The organism is Daejeonella oryzae DSM 19973 (assembly GCF_000422945.1).
GTDB lineage: Bacteria > Bacteroidota > Bacteroidia > Sphingobacteriales > Sphingobacteriaceae > Daejeonella > Daejeonella oryzae.
On the sequence record NZ_AUHA01000003.1, the window covers coordinates 116,555 to 137,830 of the forward strand.

12 protein-coding genes, 2 tRNA genes and 1 other RNA gene are annotated in these 21,276 nt (G+C 39.9%); 5 read left to right on the top strand and 10 right to left on the bottom strand.

From position 1 onward, the window contains the following. Positions 1-146 precede the first annotated feature (146 nt). The 4 genes from G521_RS0108020 to G521_RS0108045 all read right to left on the bottom strand — a co-directional run bounded on the left by G521_RS0108020 (position 147) and on the right by G521_RS0108045 (position 3,938). The gene (locus G521_RS0108020; protein WP_162141787.1) at positions 147-2,483 is read right to left on the bottom strand and encodes a TonB-dependent receptor; all 2,337 of its coding nucleotides are present in this window, start codon (positions 2,481-2,483) and stop codon (positions 147-149) included. 637 nt (positions 2,484-3,120) lie between these two features. Then, positions 3,121-3,206: transfer RNA gene (locus G521_RS0108035), tRNA-Leu, on the bottom strand. 50 nt (positions 3,207-3,256) lie between these two features. Beyond that, a tRNA-Gly gene (locus tag G521_RS0108040) sits at positions 3,257-3,329 on the bottom strand. Between the two features lie 120 nt (positions 3,330-3,449). After that, a complete protein-coding gene (locus G521_RS0108045) occupies positions 3,450-3,938 on the bottom strand; it encodes a regulatory protein RecX (protein WP_026898082.1) in 489 nt (162 codons plus the stop codon). Between the two features lie 63 nt (positions 3,939-4,001). Between G521_RS0108045 and G521_RS0108050 the strand changes: the two genes are divergently transcribed. Genes G521_RS0108050 through G521_RS0108060 form a run of 3 tightly spaced genes read left to right on the top strand, consistent with a single transcriptional unit; the run spans position 4,002 to position 7,587 of the window. Next, positions 4,002-6,467, top strand: a complete 2,466-nt coding sequence (locus G521_RS0108050; protein WP_026898083.1) for a bifunctional UDP-N-acetylmuramoyl-tripeptide:D-alanyl-D-alanine ligase/alanine racemase — start codon at positions 4,002-4,004, stop codon at positions 6,465-6,467. Continuing rightward, positions 6,460-7,056 (top strand): DUF502 domain-containing protein, encoded by a 597-nt coding sequence (locus G521_RS0108055; protein WP_026898084.1) that lies wholly within the window; start codon positions 6,460-6,462, stop codon positions 7,054-7,056. Before G521_RS0108050 ends, G521_RS0108055 begins: the two co-directional genes overlap by 8 nt. 45 nt (positions 7,057-7,101) lie before the next feature. Beyond that, positions 7,102-7,587, top strand: coding sequence for a D-glycero-alpha-D-manno-heptose-1,7-bisphosphate 7-phosphatase (locus tag G521_RS0108060; RefSeq protein ID WP_026898085.1), 486 nt, complete (start codon positions 7,102-7,104; stop codon positions 7,585-7,587). A 10-nt stretch (positions 7,588-7,597) separates the two neighbouring features. Here the strand turns inward: G521_RS0108060 and G521_RS17760 are convergent, their stop codons facing one another. The 4 genes from G521_RS17760 to ffs all read right to left on the bottom strand — a co-directional run bounded on the left by G521_RS17760 (position 7,598) and on the right by ffs (position 13,095). Then, positions 7,598-10,876: a tyrosinase family protein gene (locus G521_RS17760; RefSeq protein WP_051189604.1), complete on the bottom strand. Its 3,279-nt coding sequence runs from the start codon at positions 10,874-10,876 to the stop codon at positions 7,598-7,600. A gap of 144 nt (positions 10,877-11,020) precedes the next feature. Next, complete coding sequence (locus G521_RS0108070; protein ID WP_026898086.1) at positions 11,021-11,986, bottom strand: YpdA family putative bacillithiol disulfide reductase; 966 nt, start codon at positions 11,984-11,986, stop codon at positions 11,021-11,023. Positions 11,987-12,128: 142 nt separating this feature from the next. Continuing rightward, entirely contained in the window at positions 12,129-12,788 is a 660-nt protein-coding gene (gene fsa, locus G521_RS0108075; RefSeq protein WP_026898087.1) for a fructose-6-phosphate aldolase, read from the bottom strand. Positions 12,789-12,996: 208 nt separating this feature from the next. Then, an RNA gene (gene ffs, locus G521_RS18020) (signal recognition particle sRNA small type) lies at positions 12,997-13,095 on the bottom strand. Between the two features lie 319 nt (positions 13,096-13,414). Between ffs and gltB the strand changes: the two genes are divergently transcribed. Both gltB and G521_RS0108090 read left to right on the top strand, forming a co-directional pair. Continuing rightward, positions 13,415-17,944: a glutamate synthase large subunit gene (gltB, locus tag G521_RS0108085; protein WP_026898088.1), complete on the top strand. Its 4,530-nt coding sequence runs from the start codon at positions 13,415-13,417 to the stop codon at positions 17,942-17,944. Between the two features lie 4 nt (positions 17,945-17,948). Then, entirely contained in the window at positions 17,949-19,427 is a 1,479-nt protein-coding gene (locus tag G521_RS0108090; RefSeq protein WP_026898089.1) for a glutamate synthase subunit beta, read from the top strand. A 32-nt stretch (positions 19,428-19,459) separates the two neighbouring features. Here G521_RS0108090 and G521_RS16770 read toward each other — a convergent pair whose 3' ends face one another. Together G521_RS16770 and lepB are read right to left on the bottom strand one after the other, a co-directional pair. Continuing rightward, complete coding sequence (locus tag G521_RS16770) at positions 19,460-20,062, bottom strand: hypothetical protein (protein ID WP_051189605.1); 603 nt, start codon at positions 20,060-20,062, stop codon at positions 19,460-19,462. Positions 20,063-20,138: 76 nt separating this feature from the next. Continuing rightward, on the bottom strand, positions 20,139-21,248 hold the full coding sequence (gene lepB, locus G521_RS0108100; RefSeq protein ID WP_026898090.1) for a signal peptidase I: 1,110 nt from the start codon (positions 21,246-21,248) through the stop codon (positions 20,139-20,141). Between the last annotated feature and the right edge of the window lie 28 nt (positions 21,249-21,276).

Below are 21,276 nucleotides of genomic sequence, written 5' to 3' on the forward strand. Positions count from 1 at the left end.
CAAACTGAATTAGTGATAAAAAACGTGAATGTTACCATCTTTTGACTATAACAGATGGACCATCTTTGAAGGGTTACTTAAATTGGTGGCCTATTAATTCTAATAAATTGAAGCCTCCTTTGGAGGCTTCAATTTATTTACAGGTGTTAGAATTTTGATGATAATGACAAGAAGAAGGTTCTGCCTTCCCCCGGTACCACACCAGGAGCGTTGCCAGCTGTGCGGCGGGTAAAATAAGCGGCATCAGTAAGGTTGTTTGCTACCAATTTAATATTTAAATGTTTTTTGATTTTATAACCAAGACTTAAGTCCATAACGGAGTAGGCGGGAAGCTGTCCTGCGCTTCCGGACCTATTGGCGATTGCTGTATTTGCCGGATCTGAAAATGCTTTTGCTGTGTAAGAATGATTAAAAGAGGCGTTAAACCGGCTTAAGTAGTAGTTCAGGCCTGAACGAACAATCCATTCCGGTGAATTTTCTACCTTTTTCCCTTCAAAGGCTCCTGCAGTATAGCTGGCATTCACATAAGCAAGGGAATTATAAAGAGTGAAATACCCGGCTTTTGAATCAATCTTCAGGGCACGCAACGGATTTATTTCCAAAAAGCTTTCCAGGCCATAACTGCGGCTATCCCCGGCATTTGTTTTAAACTTGTAAGAAGTAGCAATACCGTTAATATCTTTTGTACGGTCGGTATCTCCAACGCGGTTATTGTACTTTAAGAGGAAACCACTTACATCAAAATTTAAAAAATCGTTTAACACTCCACGATATCCCAGATCCAGATTAAATCCTTTGGCATCTTTCAGGTTAGGATCTGTTTCGTCAATCAAATTACCCGGATAAAGATCTCCAAATAAAAATGGACGGAAGCTTTGTGAAGCGTTAGCATACAGATCAGTATTTAAGGTAAGCTGATATCCAAGTCCTAATCCACCCAGAACCACCGTTCTGTCTAAGAGGTTGTCAACGTTCAAAGCAGGGGTGACCATTCCATTAGCTTTTGATTTTATATACTCTACACGAAATCCGGGTGTAACGGATAAACGCTTAAGCGGACGGAAAATATTTTCTGCGAAAAACGCATAATTTTTAGTGTCTAAATCAAGGTTTCTTGTGATGGCATTATCCCCGAAGTAATCATAATCAGCGTTATTTCCGGGACTGCCAATTCCTTGCTGGCGGATGGTTTCGCCGGTGAAATATCTAAGGCCTGTAGCCAGAGTGTGGCTGGTATTAAAGAGGGTATAATTATTACGGTAACGAAGCTCCGTGCCAAAATTGCTGTACGAGTCTTTGGATATTGCCCGGGATGAACCAGCATCTTTGAAATCCTGTTCAGGAGTGCCTGTATTGCCAATGCTATTGCGATTACCGAATAAAGCAAAGGTTTTAAGGGTCAGTTCAGAATTGGAATTGATTTTATAGTCCATTGTAATTGAAGGGATATTCCACGCTAAACTGAACCAGTTTCTTGCTCTGAAAGATACCTCTGGATTTACCGAGAATTGAAGATCGCTTATTCCTCCGGCCTGTTGTATTTGGTTATTATACTGGGTTATATTCAGGTTAAGACTCAGTTTTTCGTTAACCTGGTACCCTGCTGAAACATATCCTGTAAGTGTATTATAGGAGTTGTTTTGTCTCCAGCTATCTCCGCGTCTGCCATTGATAAAACCAAAGTACTTCCATTTACCCGAAGTGCCTCCAATAGAGTTGTAGGTATTTAATACTCCGTAAGATCCCGCGGTTTGTTTAGATTCTATACTTAGTGGCTTATCCGAAGCATCTTTCATCACAAAATTAACGGCGCCGCCAAACTGCGGTCCGTACTGTAAAGAAGCAGCGCCTCGGATAACCTCAATTTTCTGGACTCCTTCTAAAGCGGGAGTATAATAACTTTCAGGGTAACCGAAAGGATCTGCAGAAATATCAACACCGTTTTGACGGGTATTGAATTCCCATGAGCGGTTAGGGCTAAGACCCCTTGCACCAATGTTCATTTGTGTACCGGTACCATCACCTTCCCATATATGCAGACCGGGTACTTTGGCAAATGCCTGGCGGGTATTATTCAGCGCCAGGTTGGCATCCGTAAGTGTCAGATTAATCACCTCATTTTTCTTTCCGGCATAGATGGATGTTCCCTGAACTTCATCAAGGCGGCTTAAGCCATAAAAGCTTCTTTCACTACCAAAAATTTCTACACCTTTTAAATGGATAGTTGAGTCAGCGATTAGTGTACCGAGATCAAGGCTGGCTAAAGATGTGATTGTAAATGTTGAAAGTTTGATCTCTGAATTATCCTTTAAAACAGCGCTTAGAGAATAAGTACCTGCATTTGGTGCAGCTAATTCAAAATGACCGATACTATCTGTTTTTGTTTGAGATTTATGATTTATTTTAACAGTTACGTAACTGAGGGGCTTATCGTTTATGTTTTTAAGAATTCCTTGTATGGTTTGAGCCTCAGTCTTTGCCATGAACCCAATAAACGCCAATGAATAGGTTAGTATTTTGAAGGTAATATTTAATTTCATTTGTCTTAATTTGTCGGCAAATATAGCCTTATTTAGACTTATTAAAAATAAGATTTAAAAAATATTTAAAATTGCTTCTTCAATCTCCTGATTGAGTTTCACATAGACATGAAATGTATTGTTAAAGTTGATCAGGCTCTTTTTGAAAAGGTCTTTAAATGCACTTGGGTCGGTTCACAATTGCTAAATATCCAGGGGGCTAATGTTCAATGAAAAGCATGACCAGAATGATGAAGAAAGATTTTGAAGAAAAAATAAAACGATTGGAAGTATCACTTACAGAGGTGAAGGTGCAAATACAGAGGTGAAGGTGCAAAAATCGAACTGAATGAGTTTATAAGATATACCTTATAAAAGCGATATAGTACTTACTGACCAAAGGTTCTTGTATGGAAATGGGGATGCATTAACAGAAAAGAGGTACTGGTTTCTATATTTCGTGAAAAGCTGAGATTTGACGGGAATAAATATCGAACGAAAATATTCAACGAAGCTTCCCATTTTTATTATCAGATTAACAAGAAGTTACATGCAAATAAAAACGGGAAAGAACGCGATAATTTGCGTCTTTCCCGTCTAGTACTGAAGGCGGGAATCGAACCCGCACTCGCTTTAAGGCGAACAGGATTTTAAGTCCTGCGTGTCTACCAGTTCCACCACTTCAGCATGGTTTGTTTTTTTAAACTTAAATCCCTTCCTGGTAGGGAAGGGATTAGAGCGAAAGACGAGATTCGAACTCGCGACCCCGACCTTGGCAAGGTCGTGCTCTACCAACTGAGCTACTTTCGCATTATAACTAAGATCTGCTTTAAATGATAAACATTGCAAGCGTTCTTTAGTCGTTTTGGTGAGTGCAAATATAGACAGAAAAGCATTTCTGTCAAGGAATATTTTACTTTTTTTAATATTTTAAGATAACTTATTGTTTTTCAGTGTATCCATAATTAAATCTTTTTCATATCCCCGGGAAAGTGCGTACTGAATTAGCTTATATTGTTTTTTATAAGAATTCTTTTCAGATATTAAGTCTGATTTTTTCTCCAGCATTAATTGAAGTTTATTGATATAATCTGTTTCATCAATTTTCTGAAGTGATTTTTGTATCAGCTTTTCGCTTATTTTTTTTAATCTGAGGTTTTGTTTGATTTTTATTTTGCCCCAGCCTTTCATTCTGAACTTTCCTATTGTGTAGGCAAAAGCAAAACGTTCTTCATTTAAAAAGTTTTGAGTGATGAGTTCTGATATAATTTCCTCTACATCGGCCGAATGCAAGCCCCATTCATATAATTTATTCCTAACCTCCTGCTGGGCTCTTTCCTGGTAGGCACAAAAGCTCTCAGCCTTTAACTGAGCCTGCTGTTTGGTCCATACTTTTGGCTTTGGCTGTTGAATATCCATATACGGCATGAAATTCGTAAATACTTCGCAACATTCTTAAAATTTTCTTGAAATTCGCACAATATGAATCATATCCTTTATTCTGTAGAAGAGATAAGCAGCACTATCGGAGGAAAGTCTTTCGTAGAAAATCCTGATTCTCAAATCAGGACTTTACTAACCGACAGCCGAAAACTCACCGATACGGAAAAAGGAATTTTCTTTGCCCTTAAAGGACGAAGGCATGGGCATACATTTATTAAAGATGCGTATGATGCCGGAGTTAGAAACTTTGTCATTTCTGATGAAACTATCGACCGCAGTTCATACAGTGGATCTAATTTTTATATCGTAGAAGATACTCTTAAGTCACTTCAGGATCTGGCTGCACACCACCGTCTGAAATTTTCGTATCCGGTAATTGGCATTACCGGAAGCAACGGGAAAACAGTAGTTAAGGAGTGGCTATACCAGTTGCTGGCACCGGAGAATAATATTGTACGAAGTCCCCGGAGTTTTAATTCTCAGATTGGAGTACCGTTATCTGTATGGGAAATGAATGAGGAAAATAACCTCGGTATTTTTGAAGCTGGTATTTCCCGAAAAGGGGAGATGGAAAACCTGGCGAAAGTGATCAGGCCTTCTATTGGAATTTTTACCAACATTGGCGAAGCGCATTATGAAGGATTTGAAAATACAGAGGAGAAAATAAAGGAGAAGCTGAAACTTTTTGAAGATGTAGATACCTTTATATATTCATGTAAATATCTGGGAGAATATGCAGGAGAACTACCCGGAAAAAATAGGTTCACATGGTGCTACCGCGATAAAGCTGATCTGGATGTTTTTGATGATGAGGTGCTGGAAGGGAAATTTCAGTTTCTAAGGGCCAGGTATAATGGCGAAGATATCGAAGCGCTTATCCCTTTTACAGATCAGGCTTCTATTGAAAACGGAATAATTTGCTGGGCAACTTTGCTGGCAATGGGTTATGAACCGGAAGAAGCCGATAGAAGACTGGCGAAACTTTTGCCGGTTAATATGCGCCTGGAATTAAAAAATGGAATTAATAACTGTTCCTTAATAGACGATTCGTATAGTCTGGATCTTTCATCTCTGGCTATCGCTTTAGATTTTCTTCAGCAGCAAAATCAGCATTTACGAAGAACGCTTATTTTGTCGGATATTCCTGGTGATACCCTTGATCCCTTGCTTATCTACGAAAAAGTGGCCAGGCTTTTAGAAAATAAATCTGTAGACCGCTTAATAGCGATAGGGCCACACATTAAAAAATATGCTGCCGAGTTTAATGTGGAGACCATATTTTTTGAAGATACAGATGAACTGATCAGTAAACTTCCATCGCTTAAGTTAGCCAACGAAACCATTTTACTAAAAGGTGCACGTGCATATGAATTTGAGCGAATAAGTGCATTGCTAACACATAAAGTCCACGAAACTATCCTGGAAATAAATCTGACAGCAGTTGAGCATAATCTTAATTATTATAAAACGTTGCTGAATCCGGGTGTGAAGATAATGGCAATTGTAAAAGCGTTCTCGTACGGAAGCGGGAGTTTTGAAATTGCTAATCTCCTCGAATTTAACAAAGTTGATTATCTGGCCGTAGCTTATGCGGATGAAGGAGTTTCTTTAAGAAAAGATGGAATCACTCTTCCCATTATGGTTATGAATCCGGATGTAATGGCATTTGAAACCATCATTGAAAATAGCCTGGAACCCGAAATTTATAGTTTCCGGATTTTTGAGGAATTCTTAGAAGTGCTAAACCGCAAAAATATCAGTCATTATCCGGTTCATATAAAACTGGATACGGGTATGCACAGGTTAGGCTTTGAGGAGAAAGATATCGTAAAATTAATCGGGTTGTTATCAGAAACGGATGCCATGCGTGTAGAAAGTATTTTCTCACATTTAGTAGCCAGCGAGGACGAATCTGAAGATGATTTAACTAAAGAGCAGGTTAAAAAATTTGAGCAGATGTCGGGTATGATAAAAGAGAAATTGGCTTATCCACTGCTAAGGCACGTGCTCAATACATCCGGCATCAGCAGATTTCCAGATTCGCAATTTGATTTGGTACGATTAGGCATTGGTTTGTACGGAATTGATAGTTCTAATAAAGAAGGATCTCCATTACAAACCGTAACTTCGCTGAAAACTAGTATATCTCAAATCAAAGAAATACGGGCGGGTGAAACCGTTGGATACGGCAGTAGCGGAAAAATGCCACAGGGAGGTAAGATTGCTACGGTAAAAATTGGGTATGCCGATGGATACAGCCGGGCTTTAAGCAATGGAGTTGGCAAAATGCTGATTAACGGAAAGCAGGTGCCAACAGTAGGGAAAATTTGCATGGATATGTGTATGCTGGATGTTACGGGATTAAATGTGAGCGAGGGAGATGAAGTTATTGTGTTTAATAATGAAATCAGGGTAGAGGATATTGCCAAAAAAATTAATACAATTCCTTATGAAATTCTTACCGGAATTTCACAGCGGGTAAAAAGGGTATATTATTATGAATAGAATAGCTGGAGCTATATTAAATTATCTTGTAAAGGGCGCCCTGATAATTTTGCCATTGGGGGCAGCGCTTTTTTTTATTTACTGGATAGTTGCTAAAGTTGATTCTTCTCTCAATTTAAGTGATGTTTTTTGGGTAGATAAAGCGGGCAATCCTATTTATATTCCCGGACTCGGTATTTTATCTGTTTTAGTGATTTTACTGATCACCGGAATAATTGTAACCAATTTTATAACCGAGCCAATTTACAACTGGTTTCATCGCTGGCTTAACCGCCTGCCGATATTTAATTTTATTTATAATTCGGTTAAGGATCTTGCCGAAGCATTTGTTGGCGATGAGAAAAAATTTAATGAGCCTGTATTAGTCGAAATTAATGACTTTGGATTAAAAAAGATTGGTTTTCTCACCCAGAAAGATCTTTCTAAAATAGGGCTTCCCGGCGAAGTGGCGGTTTATTTTCCATTTTCATACTCATTTGCAGGTCAGCTGTGTATTATTCACTCAGACCGGGTAAAACCTTTGCAGATGTCAGCCAGCGAAGCAATGAAGCTGGTAGTTTCTGGTGGAATAGGACATCTGGAACATTAATTTTTCTTAATGATTTTGTTTGGGTATTGATATTGAAATTATAAAATGAATAAAGCAGTTTTTTTAGATCGTGACGGAGTTTTGAATAAGGAGCTTGGTGATTATGTTTGCCGGCTTGAAGATTTTAAAGTTTTGGAGCATAATATTGAACCTCTTAAAGAACTGCTTGACAGAGGATATTTACTGATTGTGATAACAAATCAGGGAGGACTTGCAAAAAAATGGTATACCGAAGATGAACTGGCCAAAATGAATGATCATCTTAAAGCTACTTACAGTAAAAACGGTATCACTCTTTCAGAAATATATTATTGCAGGCATCATCCCGAATATAATGGAAGATGTCTGTGCCGCAAACCAGGTTCGATCATGCTGGAAAAAGCAAGTGCCAGATTCAATATTGATGTTGCCCGGTCATATTTTATTGGCGACCGCGAGCGTGATGTTATTGCAGGCGAAGCTGCAGGAATTAAAGGTATATTAATTGACAGTGATCAGCCTATCAGCGAAGTTTTGCATTTGATTGACTGATTGTTAAATCCTATCCTAAATTATATCCTGCTTTTATTGCACTCTTTTCGCTGTAAAAAACAACCCGGTCTTCCAGATTTAAATTTTGTGCTTGCTCAGATCCGGCCGGATAAGCAATTTTAGAATTTCTGTCTCCAATTATCGCCGGCAAATTCACCCGCATGGTGGTTGATCCGATGGTTATTTCCACCCTGAATCTTTTGCCCGCTTTAATTTCAATCCGCTTCTGATCTGAAAGTATGCTCGTATTCTCAGAGAAATATTGTCCATGCTCATCAATAGGTGTTTTTTCGCAATCTGTAGTGAATGATACTCTCAGTTCTCCATTATACATATTTTCAAAACTTCCGGTTACTGCTTGCCCGTTTATTTTAACCAGTGGCGCAGGTGTTCTTACAGGTGAAATAACATTTCCATACTTATCGGTTGGAGTTAGGCTGAGAACAAAGGCATTTGGATATTTCCAGAATAATATTGGTTTGCTTCGATTTGCATCCGGCCGAATCCCAATCACCACCTGAGTATGAAATACCCGGGAAAAAACCTGAGGATGATCCTGACAGCAATCAGGATACGGAAAGTCAATTAATCCTTCGAGATAAACACTTAGATGATATATTCCGGGATAAATGTTATTGCTGATTCTGGCCTGCAATGAACTGCCTGTTCCTCTCTGAAAAATTATTTCTTCGTCGCGGAGTTTAAATACACCGGGTTTTAGATTTTCGTAATCCGCTAAATAGCTTAATTCATTAAATGGAGGCTGCAGCTCTTTATCATAATATTTTTCCCGTCTGTCCATTGGAATAGTTTCCCTGTCGGCGAAAAAATTCCCCGCAGAAAATAACGGAGCAATAAGTCTTGCAACTGATATTACTTCCTTGGTATTCAGTACTTCGGGGGTATTTAAATCTAAATGAATTACAATGTCATCTCCTGTAAATAATGTAGAATTGCGGATGGTGAGTTTAGGTTTAAAAGTAGTTTTATGATAAATCTGAATAGAAACTGCACATGGATCATTTATGTTCTGAGTGCTTGGTGCCGCCAGACCTCCTGCTAATCGGTGATTTAGCTTACCAGGAATAATCCTGCTGACAGGCCTGTTATTTACCGGCTGATTATACCGACTGTATAAAGGTCCTTTTAGTGGAGGTGCGCTGATTGGCAGCAACAAATCCTGAATGTGGGGCATAATCATTACCTCATCATTTTGTCCGTGACGGTAATGAGCCATCAGCGTCCATTTCCCAGCCCATTTTTCTGTAGGCGTACCATTGCGGTTAACAAATGCTGTAAAGCGGCCGTCTTTAAAAGTTTTTGTTAAAAAATACGGACAGTCAATGGCATGCTCATGTTCTGTTTTTTCTTTTTCATGATCATGTCCCTCGTGCTTAAGAGGTTGTTTGATCACATCATGATTTGTATGTTCATGTTCCTCATCCTTTTCTTCATGTACATGTTCATCCATTCCGGTATCGCAGCAACAACTGATTCCATCAGGACCCATCAGACAAAAATTCCAATTTTTGCTGCTAAAATCATAACCCTGCGCTACAATCATAAAGGAATTGTCGGCGCTGGTTATATCAAAAGTAAAATGAAGGTGTTCTCCGGGGAACAAATCGAATATTGGATCGAGGGCAGGAGTATAGCCCATAGAATTGGCCAAGGAATCTGTATAAAATTTGTCTATCACAGCCGCATTCTCTCCATGGAATACCTGGGTTGGAACTCCAGGGTCTGTTTTTCCTTTCAAAACGATGGATGCAAGCGTTGCGTAATCAACGCCGTTCCATCCTCCTCCAATTCCAAATCCCATCCCAAAAATAATGGTTTTATTGAGAGAACCATTTGGTATTGTATTTAAAAGAGGGGCAGAGGTTTCTATGCCATCTGTGAGAATGGCCATATAACGTTGCTGGTTGCTGGGCTGATTAGAGAACGGTGGGCGTACAAGTGTTGTTTCCGTATCGGTAATTGCTCCCGCTATTGGTGTTCCCCCGGAAGGTAACTGGGCAGCGATATTAGCATCAAAAGTAGCTCTGCTAAAACTGGTTCCGTTTTTAATCAATCCGTATGGAGTTCCCGGACTGAAAATTTTAGTGAACTGATTTCCCGCAAGAGACCTGAAAGTTTCTACTCCTGCAGTAACATACGCTTCGCGTGCGGTATAGGCCGTTTGACAGTCCTGTAAAAAAAAGGAGACACCCTGCTTTGCAGCCGTCCATTTGCTAATATTTGGTGCCATTCCTGTTAATGGATCGGGAGTCATGCCAAGCATACTTCCTGTTTGATCCAGTGCAATACCAATAACGGGCTCTACATCATAAGCATATCCTAAAGCATGATGATTAAGCACTGAAGCAGAGGTAATCTGAGGTTCGGCCGTAAAATTGGGAAGGACTATATCTGCTAATGGCGCTGCCGGTGCATATCCGGGAAGTGCTCCAACCCATGGCCATAAGGGATCGTTTAAATTGTGACCAACAGGTTCGCCAGCTGCAGGATAAAATGCAGCTCCCTGATGACCATCAATTTGCCACATGGCCCATAATCGATCTACATTGCAATGGTGGAGAAAAAAAATCGGATCATTGGGAGAGGTGCTGGGAACCATACTTCCTCCAACCCATCCATGAATAAAATTATGAAGAGGAGCTGTTTCAAGGGTTGACCTGAATTGTGCGGCAGGCTCATAATCCGTTTTAGATAATAAATTATTTACGTCGGTTTGCAGAGGCAGAGTTGGGAATGCACCTAAATTTCTTCTTAATGTGGTTGAGCCGGTTGTAAGTGCTGGCCGAATTCTCCAGCCGGGTAATCCTGCCGGCCACCAGGGTGGTAACATCGCCGGAGCATTAAATGCGAAAAATCCGCTCATTACACTTCCTCCTCCAACACCTCCTGCTCCGCCATTTGGCCCCATAAAATTATTTTGAAACAGGATATTCTGAGTACCTGTCTGATCTGTCCAGTCCCAGTAAGGAAGCATAATGCTGGGGTCGCCGGCAGCATTTTGTAAGGCCTGTTCGAATCTTAATATATAATACCGATGCCATGAACAAAAGCCTGCGTTTCCATGGCCCACATTTACAGGAGTGGCGCTTCCGGGAACGATCAGATTCACCACATAATTATGAATTGCTACAAACTGATCATAAATATTTATTTGCTGCGCAGAGGGTGCCCCGGGGTTGGCAATTGTGTTTTTTAGAATGAGTACGGCTTCTAAAAAATTATTTCTTTCTGCCGTAGTAAGATACAGCGCATTCTTACGAATCTTCATTGATCACCTCCTTGCTTTACCAGGAAAAACCTGTTGAGTTTAATCGATTATCTATTAAATATAACGATTAACTTATTTGAAAATGCAAGGAGATATTCTAAATATTCAGAATTTGAGTTAATTAACTATCTGTTAAAAAGGTGTTTACGCAGATAAGATATTGTTAATGATTTTAGAGGCATGTTCTCTGGAGTTCTCTATAAACCATACGTGAGTTTCCATTCCTCCGCACACAACTCCCGCAAGGTAAATGCCTTTTAGATTTGTCTCCATTGTAGAAGAATCATGCTCCGGAATCTGTTTGTCATCGTGTGATAAATGAATTCCTATTTTCTTAAGGAAGTCAAAATTTGGCTTATAGCCCGTTAACGCAAGTACATAATCATTGGCGATACTAATTTTTCCCTCTGGCGTTTGAATTTCAACATCATGCTTATTGATTCGTGTTAAAGCTGAATTCCAATATGCTTTTATACTCCCTTCTTTTATCCGGTTAATGATATCGGGCCTGACCCAATATTTTACTCTTTCCCCGATTTGTTCCCCGCGTATAACCATGCTGACTTCTGCTCCCTTCCTGTAAGTTTCAAGAGCGGCATCAACAGAGGAATTATTGGCTCCCACAATTAATACTTTCTGCATGGCGTAATAATGCGGGTCTGAGTAGTAATGCCGTACTTTAGGCAGATCCTCTCCGGGGATATTCAGTTTATTGGGAAGGTCGTAAAATCCTGTAGATATAATAATATTTTTGCTTAAATAATCTGATTTTGAGGTATGGACAAGATATTGGTCTTTAACTTTTGAAACCGACTGAACTTCTTCAAATAAATTAATCTTTAAATGCGAACTGGTTGCAACTCTGCGGTAATACTCCAGTGCTTCGGCCCGGGTTGGTTTAATATTATTTGAAACGAAAGGAATTCCCCCAATCTCCAGCTTTTCTGATGTGGAAAAAAATGTCATGTTTACGGGGTAATTGTATAATGAATTAACCAGACATCCTTTTTCAAGTATCAGATATGTTAAGCCTTTTTTCTGAGCTTCAAGCGCACAGGCTAATCCGATAGGACCGCCGCCAATTATCAGTATGTTATATTCATTGTTCATAGTAATCTGTTGACTCTTTTAATCTGTGATCAGGGATATCTAAATAACGGATGAAGTGGAAAATCAATTATTGGAAAATGAAATAAACAAAAAAAGGTCCATTAATTAGTTGGACCTTTTAAATGAAATTATTGAGGTTAGATTATTTTTCAGCAGCTTTTGCATGATCTGCAAGAAACTGGGCTAACCCGATATCTGTTAAGGGATGTTTCATTAAGGCTACAATAGCAGATAGTGGTCCGGTAATTACATCAGAACCTAATTTTGCGCACTCAATTATATGCATTGGGTGACGGACAGATGCAGCAAGAATCTGAGTTTCATATCCATAATTATCGTAGATTAAACGGATATCCTCAATTAAAGCCAGGCCGTCTGTAGAAATATCGTCCAAACGCCCGATAAACGGAGAAACGTAGGTAGCTCCTGCTTTAGCAGCTAAAAGTGCTTGCCCTGCCGAAAAAACAAGTGTACAATTGGTTTTAATCCCTTTTGAACTGAAGTATTTTATCGCTTTGATTCCTTCGCGGATCATAGGAACTTTAACTACAATTTTTGGATTTAAAGCAGCCAGCACTTCACCTTCTTTTACCATGTTTTCAAAATCAGTGGCAATTACTTCAGCACTTACATCGCCATCGGCAATTTCGCAGATTGCTTTGTAGTGATTGATCACATTTTCATGTCCGGTAATTCCTTCTTTAGCCATAAGGCTTGGGTTGGTGGTAACTCCGTCTAATACACCCAAATCCTGTGCTTCCTTAATTTGAGCAAGATTTGCCGTGTCGATAAAAAATTTCATAATAAAAATTTGAACTGGTGGATAAAATAGGATGCTTGCTGTTCCCCGTATGAAGAGAATAACGAAAAGTTTCTTTGTTTCGGTAAACTCCGGAGAAATTTTATAATGTTAACCGCTGCATTAAAGCTCTTACCAATTGTAATATAGTATTGAAGCGGCGATTGAGTGTTCATTGACAAATCGTCAAATTAACTATTTGAGAAAAAAAAATGGGCAAGCCCCTTTTATCGCACCGCTCAACCTTCTACCCTTGCTGCGTTCCCACCCTGGGGGAGTTCAAAAGGAGCTGGTCGTAAAAGACTTACCCGCCACAAAAGTAACAAAATTTGTCTTATTTCATTATTAAAATTCAATTTCAAACCCCGTAAGCCCGTTTCTGATTTATGTAGCTGATAGTCAGCTTATATATTTTTTACAAAGCCTGTTTAAAATACGACGCCTGAAAATTAGATACAGACCCTAAAAATGTCATTATGAAATTTGTATTATATCGGCATTAAATTGAAGATAATTAAAATTTGAATGTAAATATTAATCGTTTTTTGATTGAATGGCAATAATTTTTGAAAATTAACTAATTGGGTTTGAATTTTATATTTTAGGAATTCTAACCTAACCTATTCATAATGAAGTTATTTGATAAAATCCATAAGCAGGGATTATACGAGGAGGGATTTGAACATGACGCATGCGGAGTTGGTTATATTGCTCAGATAAAAGGTGTCAGGTCATATCAGATTGTATCAGATGCATTGACTATCCTCGAAAATATGGAACACCGAGGAGCCTGCGGCTGTGATCCCGATTCAGGGGATGGAGCCGGAATTTTAATCCAGATTCCACATCAGTTTCTTTATGATGAATGTCTTCATTTGAATATTAATTTGCCCGAGCCTGGTGAATATGGTGTGGGGATGTTATTTCTTCCCAAAAAAGCAACCGTTAAAGAAGCCTGCAGGGCGGCAATAAAAGCGGCCGCAGAGAAATCAGGATTGCAAATAATGGGTTATCGTAAAATTCCTGTAAACAGCAAATCTATTGGTGAAACCGCACTTTCTGCAGAGCCGGATATGGAACAGATTTTTATAAAAAAATCCTCCTCAGCCCAGAGTCCCGAAGAATTTGAAAGAAAGCTTTTTGTTTTTAAAAATTATATATCTAAAACAGTTGCAGAAACTGTAAAATCAAATGACCATGTATTTTATATAGCTTCCTTTTCTCAGCATATGCTGATATATAAAGGTCAGTTAACCAGCATGCAGGTGAGAGAGTATTTTACCGATCTTCAGGATCAGCGTGTTGTTTCTGCTTTTGGAATGGTGCATTCCCGGTTTTCCACCAATACTTTCCCATCATGGAAACTTGCCCAGCCATTCCGATTTATTGCTCATAATGGAGAAATTAACACCCTGAAAGGTAATCTGAACTGGTTTTATTCCGGCATTCCTTCATTTGCATCTCCTTATTTCAGTAAAGAAGAAATGGAAATGCTTTTACCGGTTATTGATAATAATCAGTCAGATTCTGCATGTCTGGATAATGTAGTAGAATTATTATTTCATTGCGGAAGATCATTGCCACATGTGATGATGATGCTGATCCCCGAAGCCTGGGATGGAAACGAACAAATGGATCCATTAAAAAAGGCATTTTATGAATATCATGCTACATTAATAGAACCATGGGATGGTCCTGCGGCTATTACATTTACCGATGGGAAGCTTATCGGTGCAACGCTAGACCGGAACGGCCTTCGCCCTTTACGATATATGATTACGCAGGACGAGCGAATTATTGTTGCCTCTGAAGCGGGCGTTTTAATAACCGACGAATCTAAAATTGTTAAAAAAGGCAGATTGCAACCTGGTAAAATGCTGATTGTAGATACAGTTAAAGGAAAGGTACTTTCTGATCAGGAAGTGAAAGAAGAAATCATCAGCAGGCAACCCTATGCTGACTGGCTTGAAAATTATAAAATACGCCTGGAAGAACTAGCCGAACCCCGCGTAACTTTTACGCAATTATCAAATGAATCTATATTTAAGTATCAGCAGGTTTTTGGCTATTCCCGCGAAGATATTGATACAATTATAAAACCCATGGCAGTTATGGGTAAAGAACCGATTGGTTCTATGGGAACCGATATTCCACTGGCCATTCTTTCGGACCGTCCTCAGCATTTAAGTAACTATTTCAAACAGCATTTTGCACAGGTAACTAACCCGCCAATTGATCCTATCAGAGAACGCCTGGTTATGAGCCTGGTAGGTTTTATGGGAAATAACGGGAATTTACTGGATGAGGATAAAATGCATTGCCATTGCGTTGCTTTAAAACAACCTATTTTAGATAATACCGAATTAGAAAAGCTCAGAAGCATAGATACAGGGCTTTTTCATGCTAAAACGTTGCAAACTTATTTTAAGGCCGACAGGCAGTCCGGCTCGCTCGAAAAAGGTTTAAGCCGTCTGTGCCGTTATGCCGAAGATGCCGTTCATGATGGTTTTGAAGTTTTGATTCTTTCTGACCGGGCATTAGATTCAGAACATGCTTCGATTCCTTCATTGCTTGCGGTTTCTGCGGTACATCATCATTTAATCAGAAAAGGATTACGCGGTGCTGTTGGTCTGGTTGTAGAAGCTGGAGATGTTTGGGAAACTCATCATTTTGCCTGTCTTATTGCATTCGGAGCTACGGCAGTCAATCCGTATCTGGCTCTTGCATCCATCGCTAAATTAAAATCAGAAGATAAGCTCGATTCTACTCTGGATATTAAAATTTTAAATAAAAATTACATCAAAGCAGTTGGAGACGGATTATTGAAAATATTTTCCAAAATGGGAATTTCAACATTGCAGTCTTATCATGGAGCGCAGGTATTTGAAATAATCGGAATCCAGCAAAGTGTAATTAACGAGTATTTTACCGGTGCGGTTACCCGATTGGGTGGAATAGATCTGGATGATATTGCCCAGGAAGCGCTTTACAAACATTTCAGTGGGTTCAGCGGACCTACTTTCGCAGATCATTTGTTGCCCGAAGGGGGAATTTATCAGTGGAAAAGAAGGGGCGAAATGCATCTGTTTAATCCTCAGACCGTTCATTTGCTGCAGCAAGCTACCCGTAGCAATAATTACGAAGTTTATAAAAATTATGCGAAGCTGATTAATGATCAGTCTGATACCATGTTTACAATCAGGGGTTTATTGGGATTTGCCCATCACCGGCAACCTGTTTCATTAGATGAAGTGGAACCCATTGAGCAGATCATGAAACGCTTTTCTACAGGAGCAATGTCTTTTGGCTCAATTTCGCACGAGGCACACAGTACGATTGCTATTGCGATGAACCGGATTGGCGCAAAAAGTAATACCGGCGAAGGCGGAGAAGATGAGCTGCGTTATGAGCGTTTATCCAATGGCGATTCCATGCGTTCGGCTATAAAGCAAATTGCATCAGCCCGTTTTGGAGTTACAGCCAATTACCTGGCCAATGCCGACGAATTGCAGATAAAAATGGCTCAGGGTGCAAAACCCGGTGAGGGAGGGCAATTACCCGGTGATAAGGTGGATGAATGGATTGCTAAAGTGCGGCACGCCACGCCTGGCGTGGGATTAATTTCTCCTCCGCCTCATCATGATATTTATTCTATTGAAGATCTGGCACAGTTAATCTTTGATCTTAAAAATGCAAATCGGGATGCCCGGATCAGTGTAAAACTGGTATCTAAAGCAGGTGTTGGTACTATTGCTGCAGGAGTGGCCAAAGCCCATGCCGATGTGATTTTAATTTCAGGGTATGATGGCGGTACGGGAGCTTCGCCGCTCAGTTCCATAGTTCATGCGGGTCTGCCATGGGAATTAGGTTTGGCCGAAGCTCAGCAAACGCTTGTAAAAAATAAATTGCGCAGCCGTGTGGTATTGCAAACAGACGGGCAACTTAAAACCGGAAAAGATATAGCCATTGCCACTTTATTAGGTGCCGAAGAATGGGGAGTTGCAACTGCCGCCCTGGTTTCCGGGGGATGTATCATGATGCGTAAATGTCATTTGAATACCTGCCCTGTAGGGGTTGCCACACAAGATCCGGAGTTAAGAAAATTGTTTAGCGGTAAACCGGAGCATATTGTAAACCTGTTCCGCTTTATTGCAGAAGAATTAAGGGAAATTATGGCTGAACTCGGTTTCCGTACCATCAATGAAATGGTTGGAAGAGTGCAGTTTTTAAAGATGCGTGAAGATATTGATCACTGGAAAGTGAAAAATATGGACCTTTCAGCTTTGCTGTACGCGATGGATAATCCCTCAGGAATGACTTTGTACAATAGTGAAAAGCAGGATCATGGTTTAAATGAAGTATTGGATTGGAAAATACTGGACTTCGCTAAAAATGCAATTCAAACCAAAGAGCCCGTATTTGGATCTTTTGAAATTAGAAATACGGACCGTACAACCGGAACTATTTTATCCCATGAAATTACCAGAAAATATCAATCTGCCGGCTTGCCTCAAAATACGATAAATGTCAGGTTTCACGGTTCTGCCGGACAAAGTTTTGGCGCTTTTTGTACCAAAGGAATCTCCTTTGAATTAAGCGGTGAGGCCAATGATTATGTAGGGAAAGGGCTCTCGGGAGCTCAGCTGGCTATTTATCCTGATAAAAACATTGGTTTTGTTCCGGAGGATAACATGATTATAGGGAACGTGGCCTTGTATGGGGCAACTTCCGGAGAACTGTTTGTTCGGGGACAGGCAGGTGAGCGTTTTGCAGTACGTAATTCTGGAGCCACAGCTGTTGTAGAGGGAGTTGGTGACCATGGATGTGAATACATGACAGGCGGCAGGGCATTGATTCTTGGAAAAACCGGAAGAAACTTTGCTGCCGGAATGAGCGGCGGCATCGCCTGGATTTATGATCCGGAAGGCTCATTCTCGAGTAACTACAATAACGAAATGGTTGATCTGGATTCACTCACATCAGAAGATACAGATCAGATTAAACAGCTTCTGCGCAAGCATATATTACTTACTGACAGTAAGCGGGCAATTTTTATTTTGGATAATTGGTCTAATGAAAGCGTGCATTTTATTAAAGTATTTCCAAAAGAATATAAACGGGTTTTAAATCAGCCTAAAGTTCAACAATCAACCAATTAAGAGCATGGGAAAAGCAACAGGATTTAAGGAGTTTGAGAGAGAGCTTCCCGCCAAAATTGTTCCCGCAGAGCGGGTTAAAAATTATAATGAGTTTGTTGGCAATTATCCGGAGGAGGAATTGAACCGGCAATCGGCACGCTGTATGAATTGCGGCATTCCTTTTTGTCATTCAGGCTGTCCGCTGGGCAATATAATTCCTGAGTTTAATGATGCGGTTTATAACGGAAAGTGGGAAGAGGCTTATCAGATACTTTCCTCCACTAATAACTTTCCTGAATTCACCGGGAGGATTTGTCCGGCACCCTGTGAATCGGCATGTGTTTTAGGTATAAACAGGCCACCGGTAGCTATAGAGGAAATTGAAAAACACATCATAGAAATTGCTTTTGCCAAAGGATTTGTGAAGCCGCTTAAGCCGCTTTTACGCAGCGGAAAAACGGTGGCTGTGATTGGTTCTGGTCCAGCGGGATTAGCCGCTGCAGTACAGCTAAATAAAGCCGGGCATTTGGTAAAGGTTTTTGAACGTGATGATTTACCCGGCGGTTTATTGCGTTACGGTATTCCAGATTTTAAACTGGAGAAATCTGTACTCGACCGCCGCATTAACTTAATGGAAGAAGAAGGAATAGAATTTATTTGTAATACCGAGGTTGGAAAAGACCAGGATATGAGCGAATTTAAAAAGTCTTTTGATGCCGTGATTCTTGCCACCGGATCTACTATTCCGCGAGATCTTAAAATCCCCGGCAGGGAACTTAGTGGAGTATATTTCGCAATGGATTTTCTCAAACAGCAAAATAAAAGGAATAAAAATATTTCCTTTTTTGAAGACGAAATACTGGCTACTCATAAAGATGTGATTGTAATTGGTGGAGGAGATACCGGCTCGGATTGTGTTGGTACATCAAATCGGCAGAATGCAAGTTCAGTAAAGCAGTTTGAGCTGATGGTACAGCCTCCGCAGGAGCGTAATGAATTTATGCCATGGCCAAATTATCCCATGATTTTGAAAACAACCAGTTCTCATGAGGAAGGCTGTGAGCGTTTCTGGGGAATAAATACCAGGGCTTTTTTAGGAGATGAGAATGGCGCTTTGAAGTCAATCCTAGTCAGTGATGTTAGCTGGGAGATTGATCCGCTGGGGCGCCCGGTAAAATTTCAGGAAGTTGAGGGTTCAGAGCGTGAAATTCCATGTCAGTTAATTCTACTTGCTATGGGTTTTGTTTATCCGCAGCATAGCGGTTTGCTGCAAAATTTGGAAATCGCTTTGGATGAACGCGGCAATGTAAAAGCTGTTGAGGGTGACTATAGTACCAATATTCCTAAAGTTTTTGCCGCGGGCGATATACGTCGCGGTCAGTCTTTGGTAGTATGGGCAATTTCTGAAGGCCGCGAAGCAGCCCGCAAAGTAGATGAGTTTTTAGTTGGAAGTTCCATATTGGAAACTAAAGACCGTGTGCCCAACATGCAAATGAATCAATAATCAATTCAGCATTTGGTTCCGGATTTATAAAGTTATTCAGATTTTGTAAATCTGTCGGTCTTAAATTCATTTGAGGTTGCCAAACTGCCAATCATGGATGTGATATATATTATTATTGGTCTAACGCCAAGATGTATTACTAAACCAATTAATACTAAAATGAAACCTATCCCGGTTGGAAGCACTGGGGCAAAGGTATAAGTCATACCAATAACAAAGCCAAGCAGGCATTCTGCCCGATAAATCGGAAAGAATAGTGCCAATAGTAAAAGTCCTAATAACATGTATCCCGGAATATCCGTATAGCCCAGGCTGAAAAAGGCAGAAAGCAAGATTCCAAAAAAAAGGGCGCCAGCGAACCCGTAAAGTATATTTTTTGAGAAACCTGATGGTTCCGATTTTCCAGCATTGTTAAGAATTATTCTCTTTTGTATCCGGGATAATAAAAACCATGTGATCAAGGGAATTAAAATGCCTCCCCACCAATTCGAAATTGATGGCAGGTCTTCACGGGCCAATACATGATGACTTGGTACGCCTCCATGATAATGATTCCAAATTAATAATGACCATATAGCAATTGTTACTATACCTGTAAAATACAGGCGGGTCTTTACAAATAATTGATCCTTCACAAAATTTGAATTTAATTTATTTTGTTAATATCTTATTAGTCAGGAGTTTAGTGGTCTTCGCATTATAAATTTGCACTTATTTCACTGGCTTTAATATCCGGTTCCACCTAACTTTGTTCAATAAGTTTGCTGTCGAATCAATGCTCATCCAGGTAATTATAGCTTTGCCTACCACGTGATCTTCGGGAACATACCCCCAAAATCGGGAGTCGAGAGAATTATGCCGATTGTCGCCCATCATCCAGTAGTAGTTCATTTTAAAAGCATAGCTATCAGCTTCTTTACCATTTATAAATATTTTCTTCTCTCTAAGTTCTACCTTATTGTGCTCGTACAATTCAATTGCTCTGCGGTATAAAGCCAGGGTGGAATCGTTTATAGGCACAGACCAACCTTTTTTGGGAAGCATAAGCGGGCCGAAATTATCCTGATTCCATTTGAATTTCTGATTGTGAGGAAATATCCTATCGTCATATGTTCCCGCAGGCTGTACCACAGGCGTTATACTTCTTATAAAGGGATAATTTTTAAAGGTTGCCAGATTTTGATTCGGAATAATCATGTGGTAAGAATTTAGCCCGTTTTGTTCAAGCAACTCGATATTTAAATTAGCGAATATCTGCGGATTAATGGTAATGTCATCAGTTACAACCATATACGATGTTTGAGCATTCTCAGGAATCGGAACAGGTTTCCCATTTATATATACCTGAGCGTTCACAATTGTCAGTACATCTCCGGGCGTAGCCTGACATCTTTTAATCAGGTTAGTTCGTACATCCACGGGTTTATTATAGGATGGTTCGGCTTCTTCAGGTTTATTAAAAACAACAATATCTCCTTTTTTTATTTCGGATAAACCTGGTAAACGGAAGTAATTCAATTGAATGCCATCCCAATAAGTTTTAATCTGGTGTTTTGTAATGGTTGATTCTAAAAAAGGAACTGCCACCGGGGTGAAAGGCATTCGCGGGCCATAACTTATTTTACTGACGAATAAATAATCGCCTGGCAGCTGTGTTCCTTCCATTGATCCTGAAGGAATTGCATAGGCCGAAAACAATAGTCCGCGGATAATAGTAGAAGCAACAAGTGCAAACAACAAAGCATCAAACCATTCGCGAGTTTTTGATTTTTTAGGATTGTTATTTTCAGGTTTCTTTCTGAAGGGGGATTTCCAATTCATAACAGATTCTATTAACTTTAAAATAGAC

Bases quoted from the DNA above. Each gene is read 5' to 3' on its own strand.
- G521_RS0108045 (WP_026898082.1), bottom strand. From the start codon at position 3,938: ATGGATATTCAACAGCCAAAGCCAAAAGTATGGACCAAACAGCAGGCT.
- fsa (WP_026898087.1), bottom strand. From the start codon at position 12,788: ATGAAATTTTTTATCGACACGGCAAATCTTGCTCAAATTAAGGAAGCA.
- G521_RS0108020 (WP_162141787.1), bottom strand. From the start codon at position 2,483: ATGGCAAAGACTGAGGCTCAAACCATACAAGGAATTCTTAAAAACATA.
- G521_RS0108055 (WP_026898084.1), top strand. From the start codon at position 6,460: ATGAATAGAATAGCTGGAGCTATATTAAATTATCTTGTAAAGGGCGCC.
- G521_RS0108050 (WP_026898083.1), top strand. From the start codon at position 4,002: ATGAATCATATCCTTTATTCTGTAGAAGAGATAAGCAGCACTATCGGA.
- G521_RS0108070 (WP_026898086.1), bottom strand. From the start codon at position 11,986: ATGAACAATGAATATAACATACTGATAATTGGCGGCGGTCCTATCGGA.
- gltB (WP_026898088.1), top strand. From the start codon at position 13,415: ATGAAGTTATTTGATAAAATCCATAAGCAGGGATTATACGAGGAGGGA.
- G521_RS0108090 (WP_026898089.1), top strand. From the start codon at position 17,949: ATGGGAAAAGCAACAGGATTTAAGGAGTTTGAGAGAGAGCTTCCCGCC.
- G521_RS0108060 (WP_026898085.1), top strand. From the start codon at position 7,102: ATGAATAAAGCAGTTTTTTTAGATCGTGACGGAGTTTTGAATAAGGAG.
- G521_RS17760 (WP_051189604.1), bottom strand. From the start codon at position 10,876: ATGAAGATTCGTAAGAATGCGCTGTATCTTACTACGGCAGAAAGAAAT.
- lepB (WP_026898090.1), bottom strand. From the start codon at position 21,248: ATGAATTGGAAATCCCCCTTCAGAAAGAAACCTGAAAATAACAATCCT.